The sequence below is a fragment of the Streptomyces sp. NPDC044064 genome, assembly GCF_056434245.1.
The window spans coordinates 107,587-129,779 of sequence record NZ_JBWKFN010000019.1 but is presented as its reverse complement, the minus strand read 5'-3'; the positions used below and the strand labels follow the sequence as shown (position 1 = coordinate 129,779).

General features: G+C 73.6%; 17 protein-coding genes and 1 riboswitch. Of the genes, 13 read left to right on the top strand and 4 right to left on the bottom strand.

The features are described from left to right. Window positions 1-15 precede the first annotated feature (15 nt). The 3 genes from AC07DS_RS28880 to AC07DS_RS28870 form a co-directional block, all read right to left on the bottom strand. Window positions 16-1,434: a hypothetical protein gene (locus tag AC07DS_RS28880; RefSeq protein WP_479149909.1), complete on the bottom strand. Its 1,419-nt coding sequence runs from the start codon at window positions 1,432-1,434 to the stop codon at window positions 16-18. A 178-nt stretch (window positions 1,435-1,612) separates the two neighbouring features. Then, entirely contained in the window at window positions 1,613-2,740 is a 1,128-nt protein-coding gene (locus tag AC07DS_RS28875) for an alpha/beta hydrolase (protein WP_479149907.1), read from the bottom strand. 123 nt (window positions 2,741-2,863) lie between these two features. Next, window positions 2,864-3,538, bottom strand: a complete 675-nt coding sequence (locus AC07DS_RS28870; protein ID WP_479149905.1) for a class II aldolase/adducin family protein — start codon at window positions 3,536-3,538, stop codon at window positions 2,864-2,866. Between the two features lie 188 nt (window positions 3,539-3,726). Between AC07DS_RS28870 and AC07DS_RS28865 the strand changes: the two genes are divergently transcribed. From AC07DS_RS28865 to cobI, 10 genes are all read left to right on the top strand, one after another. Continuing rightward, window positions 3,727-4,488 (top strand): lysozyme, encoded by a 762-nt coding sequence (locus AC07DS_RS28865; protein ID WP_479149903.1) that lies wholly within the window; start codon window positions 3,727-3,729, stop codon window positions 4,486-4,488. 142 nt (window positions 4,489-4,630) lie between these two features. Continuing rightward, window positions 4,631-5,878 carry an inorganic phosphate transporter gene (locus tag AC07DS_RS28860; RefSeq protein ID WP_479149902.1) on the top strand — a complete coding sequence of 416 codons (1,248 nt, stop codon included), beginning with the start codon at window positions 4,631-4,633 and terminating at the stop codon, window positions 5,876-5,878. A gap of 28 nt (window positions 5,879-5,906) precedes the next feature. Beyond that, a complete protein-coding gene (locus AC07DS_RS28855; protein ID WP_145874756.1) occupies window positions 5,907-6,134 on the top strand; it encodes a hypothetical protein in 228 nt (75 codons plus the stop codon). 341 nt (window positions 6,135-6,475) lie between these two features. Further along, window positions 6,476-6,615, top strand: a riboswitch (cobalamin riboswitch). Between the two features lie 101 nt (window positions 6,616-6,716). Further along, a complete protein-coding gene (locus AC07DS_RS28850; RefSeq protein ID WP_479149900.1) occupies window positions 6,717-7,661 on the top strand; it encodes a cobalamin biosynthesis protein in 945 nt (314 codons plus the stop codon). Continuing rightward, a complete protein-coding gene (locus AC07DS_RS28845; RefSeq protein ID WP_479149898.1) occupies window positions 7,658-9,190 on the top strand; it encodes a cobyric acid synthase in 1,533 nt (510 codons plus the stop codon). Before AC07DS_RS28850 ends, AC07DS_RS28845 begins: the two co-directional genes overlap by 4 nt. Beyond that, entirely contained in the window at window positions 9,187-12,840 is a 3,654-nt protein-coding gene (gene cobN, locus AC07DS_RS28840; protein WP_479149896.1) for a cobaltochelatase subunit CobN, read from the top strand. The genes AC07DS_RS28845 and cobN overlap by 4 nt, the downstream gene beginning before the upstream one ends. Then, window positions 12,837-14,849, top strand: a complete 2,013-nt coding sequence (locus tag AC07DS_RS28835; RefSeq protein WP_479149895.1) for a putative cobaltochelatase — start codon at window positions 12,837-12,839, stop codon at window positions 14,847-14,849. Before cobN ends, AC07DS_RS28835 begins: the two co-directional genes overlap by 4 nt. Continuing rightward, window positions 14,849-15,448, top strand: a complete 600-nt coding sequence (gene cobO, locus AC07DS_RS28830; protein WP_479149893.1) for a cob(I)yrinic acid a,c-diamide adenosyltransferase — start codon at window positions 14,849-14,851, stop codon at window positions 15,446-15,448. Before AC07DS_RS28835 ends, cobO begins: the two co-directional genes overlap by 1 nt. Next, window positions 15,442-16,821 (top strand): cobyrinate a,c-diamide synthase, encoded by a 1,380-nt coding sequence (locus tag AC07DS_RS28825; RefSeq protein WP_479149891.1) that lies wholly within the window; start codon window positions 15,442-15,444, stop codon window positions 16,819-16,821. The genes cobO and AC07DS_RS28825 overlap by 7 nt, the downstream gene beginning before the upstream one ends. Beyond that, window positions 16,818-17,567, top strand: coding sequence for a precorrin-2 C(20)-methyltransferase (gene cobI, locus AC07DS_RS28820; RefSeq protein WP_479149890.1), 750 nt, complete (start codon window positions 16,818-16,820; stop codon window positions 17,565-17,567). Before AC07DS_RS28825 ends, cobI begins: the two co-directional genes overlap by 4 nt. A gap of 11 nt (window positions 17,568-17,578) precedes the next feature. On the opposite strand, the gene AC07DS_RS28815 is transcribed toward cobI, so the two are convergent. Then, on the bottom strand, window positions 17,579-18,310 hold the full coding sequence (locus AC07DS_RS28815) for a ZIP family metal transporter (protein ID WP_479149888.1): 732 nt from the start codon (window positions 18,308-18,310) through the stop codon (window positions 17,579-17,581). A 118-nt stretch (window positions 18,311-18,428) separates the two neighbouring features. On the opposite strand from AC07DS_RS28815, the gene cobM reads away from it, so the two are divergent. From cobM to cobJ, 3 genes are read left to right on the top strand one after another with little or no spacing between them, the layout of a single operon-like run. Further along, entirely contained in the window at window positions 18,429-19,247 is an 819-nt protein-coding gene (gene cobM / locus AC07DS_RS28810; protein WP_479149886.1) for a precorrin-4 C(11)-methyltransferase, read from the top strand. Then, complete coding sequence (cbiE, locus tag AC07DS_RS28805; protein ID WP_479149884.1) at window positions 19,244-20,476, top strand: precorrin-6y C5,15-methyltransferase (decarboxylating) subunit CbiE; 1,233 nt, start codon at window positions 19,244-19,246, stop codon at window positions 20,474-20,476. Before cobM ends, cbiE begins: the two co-directional genes overlap by 4 nt. Continuing rightward, window positions 20,473-22,188: a precorrin-3B C(17)-methyltransferase gene (gene cobJ, locus AC07DS_RS28800; RefSeq protein ID WP_479149882.1), complete on the top strand. Its 1,716-nt coding sequence runs from the start codon at window positions 20,473-20,475 to the stop codon at window positions 22,186-22,188. Before cbiE ends, cobJ begins: the two co-directional genes overlap by 4 nt. Window positions 22,189-22,193: the final 5 nt, after the last annotated feature.

The following is a 22,193-nucleotide window of genomic DNA, read 5'->3' as shown; positions in this document are numbered from 1 at the left end:
GGCCCACCGGGAGACCTATCCGCCGGTGTGCACCTGGAAGGCGGCCCGGCGCACGGCCTTGGCCAGGGCGGGGTCGGGGTGGGCGGCGGCAAGCGCGACCAGGACCTGCACGGTGCGCGGGTGGCCGACGGCGCGGACCTCGTCCAGCAGCGTGGGGACGGTGGGCTGCACGGCGGCCTCCAGGTGCCGTACCAGCATCTCCGTCTCGCCGTGGTCGGCGACGGCGGCGGCGGTGTCGACCCACAGCCAGGTGGCCTCCTCACGGGTGAGGACCTCGTGGGCGTCCTCCGGGTCGACGCCGTCGTGCTCGGCGAGCCACAGCAGGGCGTACGGCCGCAGGGCCGGGTCGTCGAGCACGGCGTGCACGTCGGGCTCGGCGGGGGCACCGACGACGCGCAGTGCCTCGAAGGCGAGGCCGCGCAGCAGGGCGTCCTCGCCGCGGGCGGCGCCGAGCAGCTCGGTGACGGCGCTGCCGACGGGGCGCGCGGCGAGCCAGGCGCGGTACTCGGCGCGGGCCGCGTTGGGGCGGAGCTGGGCGCAGCCGCGGAGCATGTCCTCGGCGGCCTGCTCGATGTTGCCGGCCGGGCTCTGCGCGGCCACGCAGATCTGCTCCAGCTTGACCCAGACCGCCCAGCTGCCCAGCGGGGTGAGCGTGGCCTGGCCGTCGCCGTAGGTCAGGGCGCCGACGGCGGCCAGGGCCCGGAGGGCCCAGTCGAGCAGGGGGGCGAGCGGGGTGTCCCCGACCGGTGCGGGTTCGGCCGGGCCCAGAGCCCCCTCGGGCCCTGCGGAGCCGGGCCCGTAGGGGATCTCGCAGCGCTCGGTGCGCAGTTCGGTGACCCGCTGCTGGAGCAGGTCGAGGAGCTGCTCGACCGGGACGGGGCCGGCGGACAGCTGGAGGAAGGAGAGCACCTGGGGCATGGCCGAGACGACCTCGGCGACGGAGGCCGGCTCGTGGTCCGCGGGTTCCGGGCTGGCCAGCGACCAGGCGTCGAAGAGGGCGACCCAGCCGCGCAGCACGGCACTGTCGTCACGGTCCCAGGCGCGCAGGCGCCAGCCGGGGCGCGCGCTGTCCCCGTGCACCTCGACGAGTCCGGCGAGGCGGGCGGTGTCCCACTCGGCGCGCACCTGAGCGCTGCTCAGGTCGAGGTCGGCGGCGGCGCGCTCGGCGCTCGTGTCGGAGAGGGTGGCCTTGCCGTCGGCGGTGGCACCGTCGCGGCCGGGGCCGAGGGCGGCGTCGGCCCAGCGGGCGACGCGGACCGCACCGCCCAGTCCGGTGCGCGCCATTCTGGCCAGTTCGGCGGGGGCCGGGGTGCCCTCCGGCGGCCGGGGTGCGGGGCGGCGTGGGCGCCGCTGGTTCACAGCTCTGGGGGCGGCGGCCAGGGGTCGCGGTCGGACGAGTCGAAGCCTGGAGTCGCGCGGGATACGGGACGTCACGGGTGCAGTCTTCCGGTTGACGGTCCGAAAACCCAAACGGAATGTCACGGGGGGCTACGGGGCTGGCCAACGCACCGGGGGCGATGACGGGCGAGGAGACATGATCAGGCCAGTCGTTCGGACTTAAACGGAACGCCTGGAACCGGGGCTTCCGACTTGTACCGGCGGAGCGGGGACCTCACATCAGCGGGGTGAGGAAGCGGCGCAGACGCTCCTCGTACTCCTTCGGGTCCGCGTTCCACATCGCCCCGTGCGGAGCCTGCGGCACTGTGTGCAGGGCGACGCGGTCGGGGCGGCGGGCGGCCAGGCGCCGGGAGTACTCCCACGGGGCGACCGTGTCGTCCGGGCCGTGGATGATCAGGGTCGGCACGCCGAGCAGCCCCGGGTCGGCGGTCTCCCCCGCCCCGTCGGCGTTGAGACCGGCCCGGCCCTGCGCGGCCCACACGGCGAGCGGCAGCAGGGGTTCGGGGGTGTGGCGGGCCTGGGCGAGGGCGCGCAGGGTGGCCGGCCAGCTGAGCACCGGCGAGTCGAGGACCAGCCCGGCGACCCGTTCGCGCACGACGGAGTGCTCGGCGGCGCGCAGGGCCATGGTGGCGCCGGTGGACCAGCCGAGCAGGATGACCCGGCGGGCGCCGTAGCGGACGGCGTAGCGGATCGCGGCGTCCACATCGCGCCACTCGGTCTCGCCGAGGTGGCTCAGGCCGTCCGGCGGGCGTGGGGCGCCGAGGTCGCCGCGGTAGGCGAGCGCGAGGATCGGCAGGCGGCGGCCGTGCAGGAACTCCATGACGTTCATGGCGTGCTCGCGGGTGGTGCCGAGGCCGTGCACGGCGATCACCCAGGTGTCCCGGTAGCCGGGCACGAACCAGGCGGGCAGGTTCCCGAGTTCACCGGGCACGTCGATGTCGGCGTGTTCGAGGCCGAGGGCGGCGTCCGGGTTGCCGACGTGCACGTTCGGGGTGAGCCACACGGCGTCGCCGGCGGCGAGGGTGCCGTGCGTGACGCGTACGAGGCGGCGTACGACGGTGTCGGCGGTGTGCGCGGCAGCGGCCAGGACGGGACCGACGACCGCGTGGGACCCGTCGCCGGCCAGGCCGTAGGTGCCGGGGCGCAGCGAGGCCAGGTCGCGGGTGAGGATGATCTGTCCCGCTGCCGTGCCGTGCACGGTCAGCCGGGGTTCGGTGGGCAGCGGGCGGCCTGGGGGAGCCTTCAGCGCGGCGTCACTGGCGAGCCGCCCGGCGGCCACTGAGGCCGCGCCGGCGGCCAGAACCGCGGTGAGTGCGGCGGCGGTCGCTCTGACGGTTCCCACGGGTTCCAGTGTCGTGCGGGTTCTCGATACGGGCCAGCGGAACGGCGAGGGTGGCCGGGATCCGGCGGGGTACGGGAGGGCGCGGCATCGCCGCAGGCGTGCGCGGCGGCCGGGCCGCCGGGGTCAGCCGCGTTGGCCGTAGCTCTTCAGGCGCGTGCCGGCCTCCTCCATCTGTCCGTCCGTCAGCAGGGAGGGCGTCAGGCCGGGCACGGACGATGCCGTCAGCCACAGGCGGCACATCCACTCCAGCTGGGCGGTGCGGTCGTAGGCCTGGTCGAGGCTGGTGCCGTAGGTGATCGTGCCGTGGTTCTGCAGGAGGCAGCCGGAGCGGTCGGCGAGGGCGTCGAGCATGTTCGCAGCCAGCTCGTCGGTGCCGTAGGTCGCGTAGCGGGCGACGCGCACGCGGCCGCCGAGGGCGCCGGCCATGTAGTGGATCGGCGGCAGCTCGGTCACGAGGGTGGAGACGGCCGTGGCGTGCACGGCGTGGGTGTGGACCACGGCCCGGGCGTCGGTGGTGCGGTGGACGGCGAGGTGCATGGGCAGTTCGCTGGTCGGCGCGAGCGTGCCGAGCACCTGCCGCCCGTCGAGGTCGACGCCGGTGATGTCGTCCGGGCCCAGCCGGTCGTAGGGCACACCCGAAGGGGTGACCAGCACGACGTCCCCTACGCGTGCCGAGACGTTTCCCGAGGTGCCGACGACCAGTCCGTCGGCTACCGTCCGGCGGGCCGTGGCGACCAGCGCCGCCCAGACGCGCGCCGCTTCCGCTTCCCGTTCCGCTTCCCGCCGCTGTTCAGCCATGCCGCGATCCTGCCAGCCGGCCCGGCCCGGAGCCGTCCCTCGGCGTGCTTCCGGCCGGAACCCGCACCACCGAACGGGTGAAGACGGCCGCAAAACACCCGAAAACATCATGCTTCAAGTGATCATCAGGCATTCAATGATCCTCCTTACTCGCCGGCCGACGTTCCACCGCCACTCCAGGGGGACACATGCCTCGTGCTCGCACCGCCTCCCGCACCCGTCGCCGCGCGGGCGTTCTCGCTGCCGCCACCGCCGCGCTCGCCCTCTCGGGCACCCAGGCCGTGGCAGCCGGGTCACCGGCGTCCGCCGTGGGCCCCCTCCGGGGCCACGACGTGTCGTCCCACCAGAAGCACGTCGACTTCCCCGCCGCCCGGTCGGACGGCGCACGGTTCACCTACATCAAGGCGACCGAGGCCACGAGCTACCGCAACCCCTACTTCGACCGGCAGTACGAGGGCGCGCGCGAGGCGGGCCTGGTCCGGGGCGCGTACCACTTCGCCCGGCCGGACCGCTCCTCGGGCGCCGAGCAGGCCGCGTACTTCGTGCAGCACGGCGGGGACTGGCGGGCGGACGGCTGGACGCTGCCGCCCGCGCTCGACATCGAGTACAACCCGTACGACGACGAGCACAAGTGCTACGGGCTGGACCGGGAGCGGATGGTCGACTGGATCCGCTCCTTCAGCGACGAGGTCGAGCGGGAGACCGGCCGGCGCCCGGTCATCTACACCACCGCGCACTGGTGGGAGGCCTGCACCGGCGACAGCCGCGCCTTCGCGGCCGACCATCCCCTGTGGATCGCCCGGCACGGCACGTCGGACCCGGGAGAACTGCCGGGCGGCTGGACGCACTGGACCTTCTGGCAGTTCGGCACCGAGGGCGGTCTGCCGGGTGACCAGAATCTCTTCAACGGGCCGCCGAGCCGGCTGCGGGCCTTCGCGCGGGGCTGGTAGCCAAGGGGCGCCTGGAGTCCCGACTCGAACGAAATTCCAGCCATCCCTTGATGACACCCTGACGCCCGCCCCAGTTCACCTTCCGTTCACCCAGGTTGCCTACGGTCCAACAGCCAATGACCTCGAACGATTGCCTGGGTAAATGGAAAACTTCTCGCTGATCCTCGCGATTGTGGTGGTAACCGCACTCGCGTTCGATTTCACGAACGGTTTTCATGACACCGCCAACGCGATGGCCACCACCATCTCGACCGGTGCGCTCAAGCCCAAGGTCGCGGTGGTCATGTCCGCCGCCCTCAACCTTGTAGGCGCTTTCCTCTCCGTGGAGGTCGCCAACACGATCTCCAAGGGCCTTGTCGATGAGAACGGCATCCGTCCCGAGGTCATATTCGCCGCCCTGGTCGGCGCGATCCTCTGGAACCTGCTGACCTGGCTGGTGGGACTGCCGTCCAGCTCCTCGCACGCCCTGATGGGCGGCCTGATCGGCGCCACCGTCGCCTCCGCGGGCTTCGGTGCCGTCCACAGTGACGTACTGGTCACCAAGGTGCTGCTCCCGGCGGTCGCCGCGCCGATCGTCGCGGGTCTCGCCGCGATGCTGGCCACCCGCTTCTCCTACGGCATCGGCAAGAACGCCGAGGGCGAGGCCACCCGCAAGGGCTACCGCGCCGGTCAGATCGCCTCCGCCGGTCTGGTCTCCCTCGCCCACGGCACCAACGACGCGCAGAAGACGATGGGCATCATCACCCTCGCCCTCATCGCGGGCGGTGCCATCGCCCCCGGCTCCAACCCTCCCACCTGGGTCATCCTCTCCGCGGGTCTGGCCATCGCGCTCGGCACCTACATCGGCGGCTGGCGCATCATCCGCACCATGGGCAAGGGCCTGACCGACCTCGAGCCGCGACAGGGCTTCGCCGCCCAGACCAGCGCGGCCACGGCCATCCTGGCCTCCTCGCACCTCGGCTTCTCCCTCTCCACCACCCACGTCGTCTCCGGCTCGGTGATGGGCGCTGGTCTGGGCCGCAGGGGCGGTGTGGTCCGCTGGTCCACCGCGACCCGCATGTTCATCGCCTGGGCGCTGACCCTGCCGGCCGCCGCGCTGGTCGGCGCGGGCGCCGAGTCCGTCACGGACCTGGGTGACTGGGGCACCGCGGCCGTCGCCGTCTTCCTGGTCGGCGCCAGCGCCGCGATCTGGAAGATCTCCCGCCGCGAGGTCGTCGACCACACCAACGTCGTCGACGACACGGTGGAGCCGGCCGGTGTGGTGACCACCGCCATCGCCGCGGTGATCCCGCCGCCCACGGGCACGGTCGCCGAGGACCTGTCGGCCACGATCCCGGCTCAGGCCACCACCGAACCGGCTCCGGCGGCTCCGCCGGCCGCCGCAGTCTGACCGCCCGGAAACTGAAGGAAGCATCCCCATGAAGATCGACTGGGCGGCCCTCGGCTCCGTCTTCGGCGTCAGCCTCGCGTTCACGGTGGGCCTGGTGGCCCTGTTCACCCTCGGCGTCAACGGCCTGTCGCGCCGCGAGAAGGCCACGGAGCAGGGCGGGTCCGCCGCGCTGGCCGTGACCGGTGCGTACGTGTGCTTCGCGGCCTGTGCCGCTGCGGTGGCGTACGGGATCTATCTGATCGTGGCGAAGCCCTGACGCCGTAGTCCACATCGTCCGCCCTGTCGGTACCGCTTCAGCGGGAACGACAGGGCGGACGCATGTCCGCATGTCCGCAGGCTCCGGCAGCACCACCCGGCCGTCGCCCGGCAGCATCTCGCCCATGTACGCCACGGTGTGTCCCCTCCGATGACCGTTGGACCCCGTACAAGACCTATGCACCCGTGCGGGTGGTGACGGTCCGTGAGCACGGGCGGGATCCCCGATTGCCGCCCGAGGGAACTGAATTCACCGCGACCCGGCCTCGCGGTGCCGCCCGGCGTGCCGGCGATGTGGGCCTCAGCACAGTCCGGCATCCCAGGTCAAAGGCAAGTTGACGGCCCTTCCGGGCGCGTGGTGGACTGCCCGGGCCATGTACGGCGGCAGAGAGGAAGCCGGTGCGAATCCGGCGCGGTCCCGCCACTGTCACCGGGGAAGAACACCCCCGGGAGCCAGGAACTCTCACCGCCGGTCTAGTCGAACCAGGGCGTGGACACCCTGAGTGAGGACATATCGCCATGCGCGGCTGCCGATTGAGGTTCAGTAACCAGGCCCTGCCTGCCCCCACGGCCGGCTGAGCCGATGGGTGCCGATCGCTTCTACGCGTACGGCGCCGCCGCCGGCCTCGTCGGCGACCTGGTCCTCGGTGATCCGCGCCGTGGGCATCCGGTCGCCGCGTTCGGGCGGGCTGCCGCCGCCGTGGAGCGCGCGCTGTGGCACGACCACCGCGGCTGGGGTGCGCTGCACACCGCCGTGTGCGCCGGAGGCGCCGTCGCGCTGGGGGCCGTGGCCGAGCGAGCCGTGCGCCGTTCCCCCGTCGCTTCCGTCGCGCTGACCGCCGCCGCCACCTGGGCCGTGGTCGGGGGTACTTCGCTCGCCCGGGAGGCACGGACCGTCGGGCGTGCGCTGGAGGCCGGGGACGTCGAGGCGGCCCGGGCGCGGCTGCCGCATCTGTGCGGACGGGACCCGCAGGCCCTCGACGCCGACGGGATCGCCCGGGCCGTGGTCGAGTCCGTCGCCGAGAACACGTCGGACGCCGTCGTGGGCGCGCTCGTCTGGGGTGCCGTGGGCGGGGTACCGGGGCTGCTCGGGTTCCGGGCCGTCAACACCCTGGACGCGATGGTGGGCCACAGGTCGGTCCGCTTCCGGCGCTACGGCTGGGCCTCCGCCCGGCTCGACGACCTCGCCGGCTGGCCGGGGGCGCGGCTGACCGCCGTGCTCGCCGCCGCTGCCGGACCGGACCCCCGCGGCGCCGTGCGGGCCTGGCGGGCCGACGCCCGCAGGCACCCGAGTCCCAACGCCGGGCCCGTCGAGGCCTCGTTCGCGGGTGCCCTCGGCGTGCGGCTGGGCGGGACGCTCTCCTACGGCGGGCGCGTCGAACACCGGCCCCTGCTCAACGGGGACACCGGGCGGGCCGTCCGGGTCACCGACATCGACCGGGCCGTACGGCTCTCCCGCCGGGTCGGCCTGCTCGCGCTCGGCGTCACGGTCGCCGCGCGCCGAATCGTGAAGGGACGTGGGAAGTGAACGGTGGTCTCCTCGTGGCCGGCACCACCTCCGACGCCGGCAAGAGCGTCGTGACGGCAGGTATCTGCCGGTGGCTGGTGCGCCGGGGCGTCAAGGTCGCGCCGTTCAAGGCGCAGAACATGTCCCTCAACTCGTTCGTGACCCGGGAGGGCGCCGAGATCGGACGGGCTCAGGCCATGCAGGCCCAGGCCTGCCGTGTCGAGCCGACCGCGCTGATGAATCCCGTGCTGCTCAAGCCCGGTGGCGAGCAGAGCAGCCAGGTCGTGCTGCTCGGCAAGCCGGTGGGCGAGCTGAGCGCGCGCGGGTACCACGGGGGGCGCCAGCAGCGGCTGCTCGGCACGGTGCTGGACTGTCTTGCCGAGTTGCGGGGCACGTATGACGCGGTGATCTGTGAGGGGGCCGGTTCGCCCGCGGAGATCAATCTGCGGCGCACCGACATCGTGAACATGGGGATCGCGCGCAACGCGCGGCTGCCCGTGCTGGTGGTGGGCGACATCGACCGCGGAGGCGTGTTCGCCTCCTTCTTCGGGACCGTCGCGCTGCTGTCCCGGGAGGACCAGGAGCTGGTCGCCGGGTTCCTGGTCAACAAGTTCCGGGGTGATGTCGGCCTGCTGGAGCCGGGGTTGGACATGCTGCACGGGCTCACCGGGCGGCACACCTACGGCGTGCTGCCGTTCCGGCACGGGCTCGGCATCGACGAGGAGGACGGGCTCCGTGTCTCCCTGCGCGGAACCGTGCGGGAGTCGAACACCGCCCCGCCCGTCGGCGAGGACGTGCTGCGGGTCGCCGTCTGCGCGGTCCCGCTCATGTCCAACTTCACGGACGTGGACTCGCTGGCCGCCGAACCGGGCGTCGTCGTGCGGTTCGTGGACCGGCCGGAGGAGCTGGCGGACGCCGACCTCGTGGTGATCCCTGGGACCCGGGGTACGGTCCGGGCGCTCGCCTGGCTGCGCGAGCGGGGTCTCGCGGACGCCCTCGTCAGAAGGGCCGCGGAGGGACGCCCGGTCCTCGGCGTCTGCGGCGGCTTCCAGATCCTCGGCGAGCACATCGAGGACGAGGTCGAGTCGCGCGCCGGCAGTGTCCCGGGCCTCGGAGTGCTCCCCGTGCGGGTGCGGTTCGCCCGCGAGAAGACCCTCACCCGGCCGACCGGGGAAGCCCTCGGGGAGCGGGTCGAAGGCTACGAGATCCACCACGGCATCGCCTCCGTCGAGGGCGGGGAGCCGTTCATCTCCGACGGCGCAGGACAGAGCCTGGACGGCTGCCGGGTCGGTCAGACCTGGGGCACGCACTGGCACGGCTCGCTGGAGTCGGACGGTTTCCGGCGGGCCTTCCTGCGCGAGGTGGCGGCCGCCGCGGGGCGCCGCTTCGTACCGGCCCCCGACACCTCGTTCGCCGCGCTGCGCGAGGAGCAGCTCGACCGGCTCGGCGACCTGATCGAACAGCACGCGGACACGGACGCGCTCTGGCGGCTCATCGAGTCGGGCGCGCCGCAAGGACTGCCTTTCATTCCACCGGGAGCGCCCGCATGAGCACAGTGTTGTTGTTGTCGACCGCCGACACCGATCTGCTGGCGGCCCGGGCCTCCGGCGCCGGCTACCGGATCGGGAACCCGACCCGGGTGGACGTCGCGGAGGAGCTGCCGGGCCTCGTCGAGGGCGCGGACATCGCCGTCGTGCGGCTGCTGGGCGGCAAGCGCGCCTGGGAGGACGGGCTGGCCGCGCTCCGGGCGTCCGGCGTGCCGACCGTGCTGCTCGGCGGCGAGACCGTGCCGGACGCCGAGCTGATGGCCGAGTCGTCCGTACCGGCGGGTGTCGTGGCGGAGGCCCTGAAGTACCTGGTCGAGGGCGGGCCCGCGAACCTGACCGAGCTGGCCCGGTTCCTGTCCGACACCGTGCTGCTGACCGGCGAGGGCTTCGAAGAGCCGCGGAAGATGCCCGAGTACGGCCTGCACGGCTCGTACGAGATCCGGGACGGCCGGCCGACCGTGGGCGTCCTCTTCTACCGGGCGCACGAACTGAGCGGCAACACCGCCTTCGTGGACACGCTGTGCGAGGCGATCGAGGCGCGGGGGGCCAACGCCCTGCCCGTGTACTGCGGTTCGCTGCGCGGCGCGGACGCCGGGCTGTACGAGCTGCTGGGGCAGGCCGACGCCCTGGTCGCCACCGTCCTGGCGGCCGGCGGTACGCACGCCTCGCAGGCCTCGGCGGGCGGCGACGAGGAGTCCTGGGACATCGGGGCGCTCGCCGACCTGAACGTCCCGGTGCTGCAGGGCCTGTGCCTCACCTCCTCGCGGGCCGCCTGGGACGAGTCGGACGCCGCCCTCTCCCCCATGGACGCGGCGATGCAGGTCGCGATCCCGGAGTTCGACGGCCGGCTCGTCACGGTGCCGTTCTCCTTCAAGGAGCAGGGGCCGGACGAGGTCCCGGTGTACGTCGCCGACCCCGAGCGGGCGTCGCGGGTGGCCGGGATCGCCGTACGGCACGCGCAGTTGAAGCACAGGCCGAACGCGGACAAGAAGATCGCGCTGGTCTTCACCGCGTACCCGACCAAGCACTCCCGGGTCGGCAACGCGGTCGGCCTGGACACGCCCGCGTCGGCGGTGCGCGTCCTGGACGCCCTGAAGGAAGCGGGGTACGGGCTCACCACGTACCCGGACGACGGCGACGAGTTGATCCACCGGCTGATCGAGGCCGGCGGGCACGACGTCGAGTGGCTCACCGAGGAGCAGCTGGCCGCCGCCCCGGCGCGGGTGCCGCTCGCCGACTACCGGGCGTGGTTCGACAAGCTCGACCCGGAGCTGCGGGACGCGATGCTGGAGGCGTGGGGCGAGCCGCCGGGCAGCCTGTACGTCGACGGGGACGAGATCGTGCTCGCGTCCCTGCAGTTCGGGAACGTCGTCGTGATGATCCAGCCGCCGCGCGGCTTCGGCGAGAACCCGATCGCGATCTACCACGACCCCGACATGCCGCCGTCGCACCACTACATGGCGGCCTACCGCTGGCTCGACAACAGCTTCGGCGCCGACGCGATCGTGCACATGGGCAAGCACGGCACGATGGAGTGGCTGCCGGGCAAGGGGCTCGGTCTGAGCGCCCGTTGCGCCCCGGACGCCGTCCTCGGCGAGCTGCCCCTCATCTACCCGTTCATCGTCAACGACCCCGGCGAGGGCACGCAGGCCAAGCGGCGCGGGCACGCCACGGTGGTCGACCACCTGGTGCCGCCGATGGCCCGTGCCGACACCTACGGCGACCTGGCCAAGCTGGAGCAGCTGCTGGACGAGTACGCGCTCGTCTCCGACCTGGACCCGGCGAAGGCACCGGCCGTGCGGGCCCAGATCTGGACGCTGGTCAAGGCGGCCGAGCTGCACCACGACCTGCATGTGGACGAGCAGCCGGAGGACGACGACTTCGACGAGTTCGTCATGCACATCGACGGCTATCTGTGCGAGATCAAGGACGTGCAGATCAGGGACGGGCTGCACATCCTGGGCGGCGGTCCGGTCGGCGAGCCGCGCGTGAACCTGGTCCTCGCCGTGCTGCGCGCCTCGCAGGTGTGGGGCGGGCAGGCGAACGCGCTGCCGGGGCTGCGGGCCTCGCTGGCCGAGTACTTCGGGCTCGTCGAGAAGGAGTTGCTCGCCGAACCGGGCGCGCCGGTGAAGGTGCCGGTCGAGCTGACGGACCTCGTGGAAGGCCCGTCCCGTACGGCCGCCGACGCGATCGATCTGCTGGAGCAGCTGTGCCGGCGGATCGCGGAGGGCATGGAGGCCCGCGACTGGGCGGTCGCCGAGAGCGTGCCGCTCATCCGTGAGGTCCTCGGCACCGAACTCCCGGACGCGGTCGCGGTACTGGAGTTCGCGTGCACCGAGGTGGTCCCCCGGCTCGCCCGCACGACCGACGAGATCGGGCACATCCTGCGGGCGCTGGACGGCGGTTACGTGCCCGCGGGTCCCTCCGGCTCCCCCACCCGCGGTCTGGTCAACGTGCTGCCGACCGGCCGCAACTTCTACTCGGTCGACCCCAAGGCCATTCCCTCCCGGCTGAGCTGGGAGGTCGGCCAGTCGCTCGCCGACTCGCTGGTGCAGCGGTATCTGCAGGACACGGGCGAGTACCCGAAGTCCGTCGGCCTCACGGTGTGGGGCACCTCGGCGATGCGCACCCAGGGCGACGACATCGCCGAGATCCTGGCGCTGCTGGGCTGCCGCCCGGTGTGGGACGAGGCCTCGCGCCGGGTGACGGGGTTCGAGGTGATTCCCCTGGCCGAGCTGGGGCGGCCGCGCATCGACGTCACGGTCCGCATCTCCGGCTTCTTCCGGGACGCGTTCCCGCATGTGGTCGGGCTGATCGACGACGCGGTGCGGGCGGTGGCCGAGCTGGACGAGCCGGCCGGGCAGAACTTCGTGAAGGCCCACGCCGACGAGGACACCGCCGAGCACGGTGACCGGCGGCGCGCCACGGCCCGGGTCTTCGGCTCCAAGCCGGGCGCGTACGGTGCCGGTCTGCTGCCGCTGATCGACGCGCGCAACTGGCGCTCCGACGCCGACCTCGCCGAGGTGTACGCGGTGTGGGGCGGCTACGCGTACGGGCGCGGGCTCGACGGGCGGGCGGCGCGCGGGGACATGGAGACCGCGTTCAAGCGGATCGCGGTCGCCGCGAAGAACGTCGACACCCGCGAGCACGATCTGGTCGACGCCGATGACTACTTCCAGTACCACGGCGGCATGGTCGCCATGGTCCGTCACCTGACCGGCGCCAACCCCGAGGCCTACGTGGGTGACAGCGCCGTGCCCGACCAGGTGAAGACCCGCACGCTCGGCGAGGAGACGCACCGCGTCTTCCGTGCGCGGGTGGTCAACCCGCGCTGGATGGCGGCGATGCGCCGGCACGGCTACAAGGGCGCCTTCGAGATGGCGGCGACCGTGGACTACCTGTTCGGCTACGACGCGACGGCGGGCGTGGTCGACGACTGGATGTACGAGAAGCTCAGCGCGGAGTACGTCTTCGACCCGGAGAACCGGGACTTCATGAAGAAGTCCAACCCGTGGGCGCTGCGCGGGGTCACCGAGCGGCTGCTCGAGGCGGCGGACCGCGGACTGTGGGCCGAGCCGGACGCGGAAACGCTGGAGCGGCTGCGCGCCACCTACCTGGAGCTCGAAGGCGACTTGGAGGGCGACGAGAAGTGAGTACCCCGTTTCCGTTCACGGCCGTCGTCGGCCAGGACGACCTGCGGCTCGCGCTGCTGCTGAACGCCGTGTCGCCGGCGGTCGGCGGTGTGCTGGTGCGCGGCGAGAAGGGCACCGCCAAGTCGACGGCCGTACGGGCCCTTTCGGCGCTGCTGCCCAAGGTGTCCGTGGTCGCCGGATGCCGTTTCTCCTGTGACCCGGCGGCGCCGGACCCGTCCTGCCCGGACGGCCCGCACGAGGCCGGGGCCGGTGCGGCGCGGCCCGCGCGGATGGTCGAGCTGCCCGTCGGCGCCTCCGAGGACCGGCTGGTGGGCGCGCTGGACATCGAGCGGGCGCTGGCGGAGGGCGTGAAGGCTTTCGAGCCGGGCCTGCTGGCCGACGCGCACCGCGGGATCCTCTACGTCGACGAGGTCAACCTGCTCCACGACCACCTGGTCGATCTGCTGCTGGACGCGGCGGCGATGGGCGCGTCCTACGTCGAGCGCGAGGGCATCTCGGTGCGGCACGCGGCCCGGTTCCTGCTCGTCGGCACCATGAACCCGGAGGAGGGCGAGCTGCGGCCGCAGCTGCTCGACCGGTTCGGGCTGACCGTGGAGGTCGCGGCCTCGCGGGAGCCCGACCAGCGGGTGGAGGTCGTACGGCGGCGGCTCGCCTACGACGACGACCCGGCGGGCTTCGCCGCCCGGTGGGCCGACGAGGAGGCCGCCGTACGGGCCCGGATCGTGGCCGCGCGCCGGCTGCTGCCGCAGGTGCGGCTGGGCGACGGGGCGCTGCGGCAGATCGCGGCGACCTGCGCGGCCTTCGAGGTGGACGGCATGCGTGCCGACATCGTCATGGCGCGTACGGCGACCGCACTGGCCGCCTGGGCCGGGCGGACGGACGTGCTCGCCGAGGACGTGCGGCAGGCGGCGCTGCTGGCGCTGCCGCACCGGCGCCGGCGCAATCCGTTCGACGCGCCGGGTCTCGACGAGGACAAGCTGGACGAGACCCTGGAGGAGTTCGGCGGCTCGGACGACGAGGACCCCGACCCCGACCCCGACGGCCCCGGCGGGGGCGGTGGGCAGCCGCCGCAGTCCGACGGCGGTCCGCAGGGCGGCGGCGACACCGCCGCGCGACCCGAGGCCGATGAGGGCGGGCAGCCGCAGGCCTCCGGCGCACAGGAGCAGCAGGCCGTACGGGCCGCCGAGCCGTTCCGTACGAAGGTGCTGAGCGTGCCCGGGATCGGCGAGGGTGCCGCCGGGCGGCGCTCGCGCGCGCGGACCGAGCACGGGCGGACCACCGGGGCCCGGCGGCCGCGCGGCACGCTCACCAAGCTGCACCTGGCGGCGACCGTGCTGGCCGCGGCCCCGCACCAGCGGGCGCGCGGGCGGTCCGGGCCCGGGCTGGTGCTGCGGCGGGACGATCTGCGGCAGGCGACGCGGGAGGGGCGCGAGGGGAACCTCGTGCTGTTCGTGGTCGACGCGTCCGGGTCGATGGCGGCACGGCAGCGGATGAGCGCCGTGAAGGGTGCCGTGCTGTCCCTGCTGCTGGACGCCTACCAGCGGCGGGACAAGGTGGGTCTGGTGACCTTCCGGGGCGCGGCGGCGGATGTGGCCCTGCCGCCGACCTCGTCGGTGGACGCCGCGGCGGCCCGGCTGGAGTCGCTGCCGACGGGCGGCCGTACGCCGCTGGCGGCGGGGCTGCTCAAGGCGCACGAGGTGCTGCGGGTGGAGCGGCTGCGGGATCCGGCGCGGCGGGCGCTGGTCGTGGTCGTGACCGACGGGCGGGCCACCGGTGGCCCGGAGCCCGTCGCGCTGGCGGGGAGGGCGGCCCGGCTGTTCGCGGCCGAGGGCGTCGCCTCGGTGGTCGTGGACTGCGAGTCGGGGCCGGTGCGGCTCGGGCTCGCCGGGCAGCTCGCGGGTGAGCTGGGCGGTACGGCCGTCACGCTGGACGAGCTGCGGGCCGAATCGATCGCCGGGCTGGTCAGGGATGTGCAGGGGACGCACGGGACTTCGAGGAGGGCCGCGTAATGCCGCAGGGGCAGCCGAATGTGGTACCGGACGACGGGCTGACGACCCGGCAGCGGCGCAACCGTCCGCTGGTCGTCGTGCACACGGGCATCGGCAAGGGCAAGTCGACCGCGGCCTTCGGGCTCGCGCTGCGCGCCTGGAACCAGGGGTGGCCGATCGGGGTGTTCCAGTTCGTCAAGTCGGCGAAGTGGAAGGTCGGCGAGGAGAACGCGCTGCGCGTGCTCGGTGCCTCCGGTGAGGGCGGCACCGTCGACTGGCACAAGATGGGCGAGGGCTGGTCCTGGGTCCAACGGGATGCCCAGATGGACAACGAGGAGAAGGCCCGGGAGGGCTGGGAGCAGGTCAAGCGGGACCTGGCGGCCGAGACCTACCGGCTGTACGTGCTGGACGAGTTCGCCTACCCGATGCACTGGGGGTGGGTGGACACGGACGAGGTCGTGGACGTCCTGCGGAGCCGGCCGGGTACCCAGCATGTGGTGATCACCGGCCGTAACGCGCCCGAGAAGCTGGTGGAGTTCGCCGACCTCGTCACCGACATGTCCAAGGTCAAGCACCCGATGGACGCGGGGCAGAAGGGCCAGAAGGGCATCGAGTGGTGACGTTCGTTCCCCGGCTGGTCATTGCCGCGCCGTCGTCCGGCAGCGGCAAGACCACCGTCGCCACGGGGCTGATGGCCGCGTTCGCCGCGCGGGGGCTCGCCGTGTCCGCGCACAAGGTCGGGCCCGACTACATCGACCCCGGGTATCACGCGCTCGCGACCGGGCGGGTGGGGCGCAACCTGGACGCCTACCTGTGCGGCCCCGAGCTGGTCGCTCCGCTGTTCCTGCACGGGGCGTCCGGGTGTGACCTCGCGGTCGTCGAGGGTGTGATGGGGCTGTACGACGGGGCCGCGGGCGAGGGGGAACTCGCGTCCACGGCTCATGTCGCGAAGTTGTTGCGGGCGCCGGTGGTGCTGGTCGTGGACGCGTCGTCACAGTCGCGGTCGGTGGCTGCGCTGGTGCACGGGTTCGCCTCCTGGGATCCGGAGGTGCGGATCGGGGGCGTGATCCTGAACAAGGTGGGCTCCGACCGGCACGAGGAACTGCTGCGGGACGCGTTGGACGCGGCCGGGGTGCCGGTGCTGGGTGTGCTGCGGCGGGCTGCTCAGGTGGACACGCCTTCCCGGCATCTGGGGCTGGTGCCGGTTGCCGAGCGGCACTCCGCGGCGGTCGGCTCCGTCGGAGCCATGGCGGCGCAGGTGGCTCGAGGGTGCGACCTGGCCGCGCTGGAGGCGTTGGCACGTTCCGCCGGTCCGTTGCCAGGGGGCTCCGCCCCGTGGACCCCCGGCCTGCCCACCCACGACCACCCGACCTGGTCGGCTGAAAAGCCAGGGCCCGTGGTTGCCGTCGCCGGCGGGGAAGCGTTCACCTTCTCCTACGCCGAGCACACCGAGCTGCTGACCGCGGCCGGTGCCGAAGTGGTCACCTTCGATCCGCTCCGGGACGAGCAACTGCCCGAAGGTACAGCCGGGTTGGTCATCGGGGGCGGTTTCCCCGAGGTGTACGCCGCCGAGCTGTCCGCCAACGAACCCCTTCGCAAGGCCGTCGCCGCACTCGCGGAGCGGGGTGCTCCCGTCGCCGCCGAGTGTGCCGGGCTGCTCTATCTCTGCCGGGAGTTGGACGGCAAGCCCATGTGCGGGGTGCTGGACGCCACCGCGCGGATGAGTGAACGGCTCACTCTGGGGTACCGGGACGCGGTCGCCGTCGGGGACAGTGTGCTGGCCGTCGCGGGAACGCGGATGCGGGGGCACGAGTTCCACCGCACTCTCGTCGAGCCCGGGGCGGGGCCCGCGCCCGCCTGGGGGGTGCGCACCCCGGTGCGACGGGTCGAAGGTTTCGTACAGCAGGGCGTGCACGCGAGTTATCTGCACACGCACTGGGCGTCCGAGCCCGGTGTGGCCCGTCGGTTCGTGGAGAGGTGCCGGACGTCATGAGCAGCAGGCTGGTCGGTGTCGGGGTCGGTCCCGGTGATCCGGAGCTGGTGACCGTCAAGGGGGTCAACGCGCTGCGCGCGGCGGACGTCGTCGTCGTACCCGTGATGGCCGCGGCCGACGGGAAGGACGGCGGGGAGCCCGGGCGGGCCGAGGCGACCGTGTTGCACTACGTGCCCGCGGAGAAGGTCGTCCGGGTGGTGTTCGCGCTGAACGAGCGGACCGACCGGGCGCGGCGGGAGGCCGCCTGGGACGCGGCGGGCGAGCAGGTCGCCGGGCTGCTGCGGCGGCACGGGTCCGTCGCCTTCGCGACCATCGGGGATCCGAACGTGTACTCGACGTTCACGTATCTCGCGCAGACGATCACGGAGCTGGTGCCGGGTGTCGCGGTGGAGACCGTGCCCGGGATCACCGCCATGCAGGATCTGGCGGCCAGGTCCGGGGCGGTGCTGACCGAGGGCACCGAACCGCTGACGCTCGTGCCGGTGACGGCGGGCTCGGCGGTGCTCAAGGAGGCGCTGGCCGGGCCGGGGACCGTCGTGGCGTACAAGTTCGGGCGACAGGCCGCCGAGGTCGCCGAGGTGCTGCGGGAGACCGGGCGGATCGGGGACGCCGTGTGGGGCTCGGCGCTCGGGCTGCCGGAGGAGTCGGTGCGGGCGGCCGCCGAGCTGGACGGGGAGCCGTTGCCGTACCTGTCGACGCTGATCGCGCCGCCGCGGCGGGACGGCGGGCGGGGCGGAAAGCTGTGAGGGCGCTGCGGTCAGCCGCCGGAGATGCCGACCACCAGCCAGATGAAGGCCACGCCGGCCACCGTGCACAGCAGGGTGGAGCGGGCGGGGTGCTCGTGGTGGGCCTCGGGGAGGATCTCGGCCGCGGCGAGATAGAGCAGGACGCCGCCGAAGAGGCCGAGATAGCCGCCGAGCAGCGGTTCGGGGATGTGGAGGAACGCGGTCGACAGCGCGCCCACGACGGGTGCGAAGGCGTCGGCGACGAGCATGCCTATCGCCCGGCGCCGCGCGTTGCCGTACAGGCTCGTGATCGTGAAGGTGTTGAAGCCGTCGGCGAAGTCGTGCGCGATCACGGCGAGCGCGACGGAGGCACCCATGCCGCCGCCCACCTGGAAGGCCGCGCCGATGGCCACCCCGTCCATCGCGCTGTGGCCGACCATCGCGGCGGCCGCCGTCAGGCCCACCTCGGGCGCGCGGTGGTTGTGCTCGTCGCCCCCGTGCGACGCCTGGCGCGCCGCCAGCGTGCGCTCCACCAGGTGGGCCAGCAGGAAACCGGCCACGAACAGCAGCAGCGCCGCGGGTACGCCGAAGATCTCGCGGTCGGCGGCGTGCAGCGCCTCCGGCAGCAGGTCCAGGCCGACCACACCCAGCATCAGACCGCCGGCCAGACCCAGGACCAGGTGGCGACGGTCGGTCACGCGCTGTGCCGTCCAGCCGCCGGCCAGCGTCATCAGGAACGCGCCGAGCGCGACAAAGACCGCCATAGGCCCTTGCTATCCGATGAAGGCGCCTTCGCGCACATCCGGCGCCTTCCGCATGCCACCAGACCCTGACATATCCCCCGATTTCAACTCGCACTCCCGCACGAGAGGACCCCTTCCCATGGCCGATGCTCCCACCGGCAAGGTGACGTTCGTCGGTGCCGGCCCCGGCGCCGCCGACCTGCTGACGTTCCGCGCCGCACACGCGATCGCCGAGGCCGACGTGGTGATCTGGGCGGCGAGCCTGGTCCAGGCGGAGGTGCTCGAGCACGCGCGCGCGGACGCGGAGATCCTGGACTCGGCGACCATGTCCCTGGAGGACGTCGTGGCCGTCTACCGGCGGGCCCTGACCGAGGGCCTGAAGGTCGCGCGGATCCACTCCGGCGACCCGGCGCTGTGGGGCGGCACGCAGGAGCAGCTGGACCGGTGCGCCGAGATCGGGATCGAGACCGAGATCGTGCCGGGTGTCTCGTCCTTCTCCGCCGTCGCCGCCCTCGCACAGCGCGAGCTGACCATCCCGGAGGTCGCCCAGTCCGTGGTGCTGACCCGGCTCGGCGGCGGCAAGACGCCGATGCCGCCCGGCGAGGAGGTGCGCGAGTTCGCCCGGCACGGCACCACCATGGCGATCTTCCTGTCGGCGGCGCGCAGCGGCCAGCTGGTGCGGGAGCTGCTTGAGGGCGGCTACCCCACGGACACCCCCGTGGTCATCGCCTACCAGGCGACCTGGCCGGAGGAGCTGGTCGTGAAGTGCACGATCAACACCCTGGAGGAGACGGTCAAGGAGCACAAGCTCTGGAAGCACACGCTCTTCCTGGTCGGCCCGGCGCTGGACGCCCACGGGACGCGTTCGCACCTGTACCACCCCGGTCACTTCCACGGGTACCGCAAGGCGGACCCCGAGGCGCGGCGGGCGCTGCGCGAGCGGGGTGCGAACAGTTGATCACGGTGGTCGGTACGGGGACGGGGGCGCCGGTTCCCGCGGACGTCCTCACCGGTGCCGCTCTGGTCGTCGGCGGGCGGCGCCATCTGGACGCCGTACGGCTGCCCGAGGGCGCGGAGCGGATCGTGCTCGGGCCGCTGGCGCCCGCCCTGGAGACGATCGCGGAGTACGTCGGCAAGGAGCTGCCGGTGGTCGTGCTGGCCTCCGGGGATCCCGGGTTCTTCGGGATCGTGCGGGTGCTGGCCGAGCGGTTCGGGACCGGGTTGCTGGACGTGCGGCCCGGGGTGTCGTCGGTGGCGGCGGCGTTCGCGCGGATCGGGCTGCCGTGGGACGACGCGGTCGTGGTGAGCGCGCACGGCCGTGACCTGCGCACGGCCGTCAACGTGTGCCGGGCGCACCCGAAGGTGGCCGTGCTGACCGGGCCCGGTGCCGGTCCGGCCGAGCTGGGCGCCGCGCTCGGCGACGGCCGGGTCCTCGTCGTGGCGAGCGCGCTCGGCGATCCGGAGCGCGAGCGGGTGGAGCGGGTGACGCCCGCCGAGGCCGCTGCCCGGGACTGGGGTACGGCGGTGAGCGTGGTGCTGTGCCTGGACGAGACCCGGGCGCCGGGCGGGCTGCGCACCGTCGCCGGAGTGCCCGCTCAGCCGGACCGGTGGGCGCTGGACGAGAGCGACTTCGCGCACCGCGACTCGATGATCACCAAGTTCGAGGTGCGGGCGCTGGCGCTGGCCCGGCTCGGGCCGCGCCTGGGCGACCTGGTGTGGGACGTCGGCGCGGGTTCGGGTTCGGTCGCCGTGGAGTGCGCGCGGCTCGGCGCGGCCGTCGTGGCCGTCGAGAAGAGCCCGGACGGGGTCGAGCGGATCCACGCCAACGCACGGGCGCACCGGGTCGACGTCCGGGTGGTGCACGGCTCGGCACCGGACGTGCTCGGTGAACTCGACGATCCCGACGCGGTGTTCGTCGGCGGCGGCGGACGTGAACTGCCCGCCGTCGTCGGCGCGTGCGCGCGGCGGGCGCGACGGACCGTCGTCGTCGCCCTGGCGGCGCTGGACCGGGTGCCGGCGGCGCGTCAGGCGCTGACGAGTGCCGGTTTCACCTGCGACGGAGTGCTGTTGCAGTCGTCGCGGCTGGCTCCGCTGCCGGGTGACGTGACCCGGCTCGCGGCGGCCAATCCCGTTTTCCTGCTGTGGGGCGTCAGAACCCCGGCGTCTAGTGAAGGAGTTGCTCAGTGATCGGCCTCATTTCCGCCACCGCGGCGGGGGCGGCGGCACGCGACCGGCTGGCCGCGGCCTGGCCGGACCGTACGCGGGTGTACGACGGTCCCGTCGGGGAGGCCGTCCGGGCCGCGTTCGCGGAGTGCGGGCAGCTGGTGTGCTTCCTGGCGACGGGCGCGACGGTACGGCTGCTCGCGCCGCTGCTCGGCGACAAGGCGGCGGACCCGGGTGTGGTGTGCGTGGACGAGGGCGGCCGCTTCGCGGTGTCGCTGGTCGGCGGGCACGGCGGCGGCGCCAACGAACTCGCCCGTGAGGTGGGCGCGTTGCTGGGCGCGGAGCCGGTCGTGACGACCGCGACGGACGCCGTGGGGCTGCCGGGTCTCGACACCCTCGGGTTCCCGTTCGAGGGCTCGGTCGCCACGGTGTCCCGGGCTCTGCTGGACGGCGAACCCGTCGCCCTGGAGGCCGAGATGCCGTGGCCGCTGCCCCCGCTGCCGACCTCGCCGCAGGGGTCGTACACCGTCCGGCTCACGGACCGCGCCGTCGAACCGGGCGAGCGGGAGGTGCTGCTCCGGCCGCCGTCCCTGGTGGTCGGGGTCGGCGCCTCCAAGGGCGCACCGGCCGAGGAGGTGCTCGGGCTGGTCGAGGACGCGTTGCGGGAGGCGGGTCTCTCGCCGCAGTCGGTGGCCGAACTCGCCACCGTGGACGCCAAGTCGGAAGAGCCCGGCATCGTCGCGGCCGCCGGGCGGCTGGGGGTGCCGCTGGTGACGTACCCGGCCGAGGAGCTGGCGGCCGTGCGGGTGCCCAACCCGTCCAACGCCCCGCTCGCGGCCGTCGGCACCCCCTCCGTCGCCGAGGCGGCGGCGCTGGTGCGCGGCGGTGAACTCCTCGTGCCCAAGCGGAAGTCCGAGCGTGCCGACGGGCAGCCGGCCATGGCGACCTGTGCCGTCGTACGGCGCCCCGGGCGCGGGCGGCTCGCGGTGGTCGGGCTCGGCCCCGGCGCCCGGGACCTGCTCACCCCGCGCGCGGCGGCGGAGCTGCGGCGGGCGTCCGTGCTGGTGGGCCTCGACCAGTACGTCGACCAGATCCGCGACCTGCTGCCGCCCGGCACCCGGGTGCTGGAGTCGGGGCTCGGCGCCGAGGAGGAGCGGGCCCGCACGGCGGTCGCCGAGGCCCGCAAGGGGCATGCGGTGGCGCTGATCGGCAGCGGGGACGCGGGCGTGTACGCCATGGCCTCCCCCGCACTCGCCGAGGCGTCCGACGACATCGACGTGGTCGGTGTGCCCGGTGTGACGGCCGCGCTGGCCGCCGGGGCCGTCCTGGGTGCGCCGCTGGGCCACGACCACGTGTCGATCAGCCTGTCCGACCTGCACACGCCGTGGGAGGTCATCGAGCGGCGGGTGCGGGCTGCGGCCGAGGCCGACATCGTGGTCACCTTCTACAACCCGCGCTCCCGGGGCCGCGACTGGCAGCTGCCCGAGGCGCTCGCGATCCTCGCCGGGCACCGGGAGCCGACGACGCCCGTCGGTGTCGTACGCAACGCCTCGCGGCCGGACCAGTCGAGCCGGCTGACGACGCTGGCCGCACTCGACCCGGCGACGGTCGACATGATGACGGTCGTGACCGTGGGCAACACCGCGACCCGGGACATCGCGGGGCGCATGGTGACCCCGCGCGGCTACCGCTGGCAGGAGAGCACTCAGGTGAGCACGGAGGAGGGCGCCCGGTGAACCCC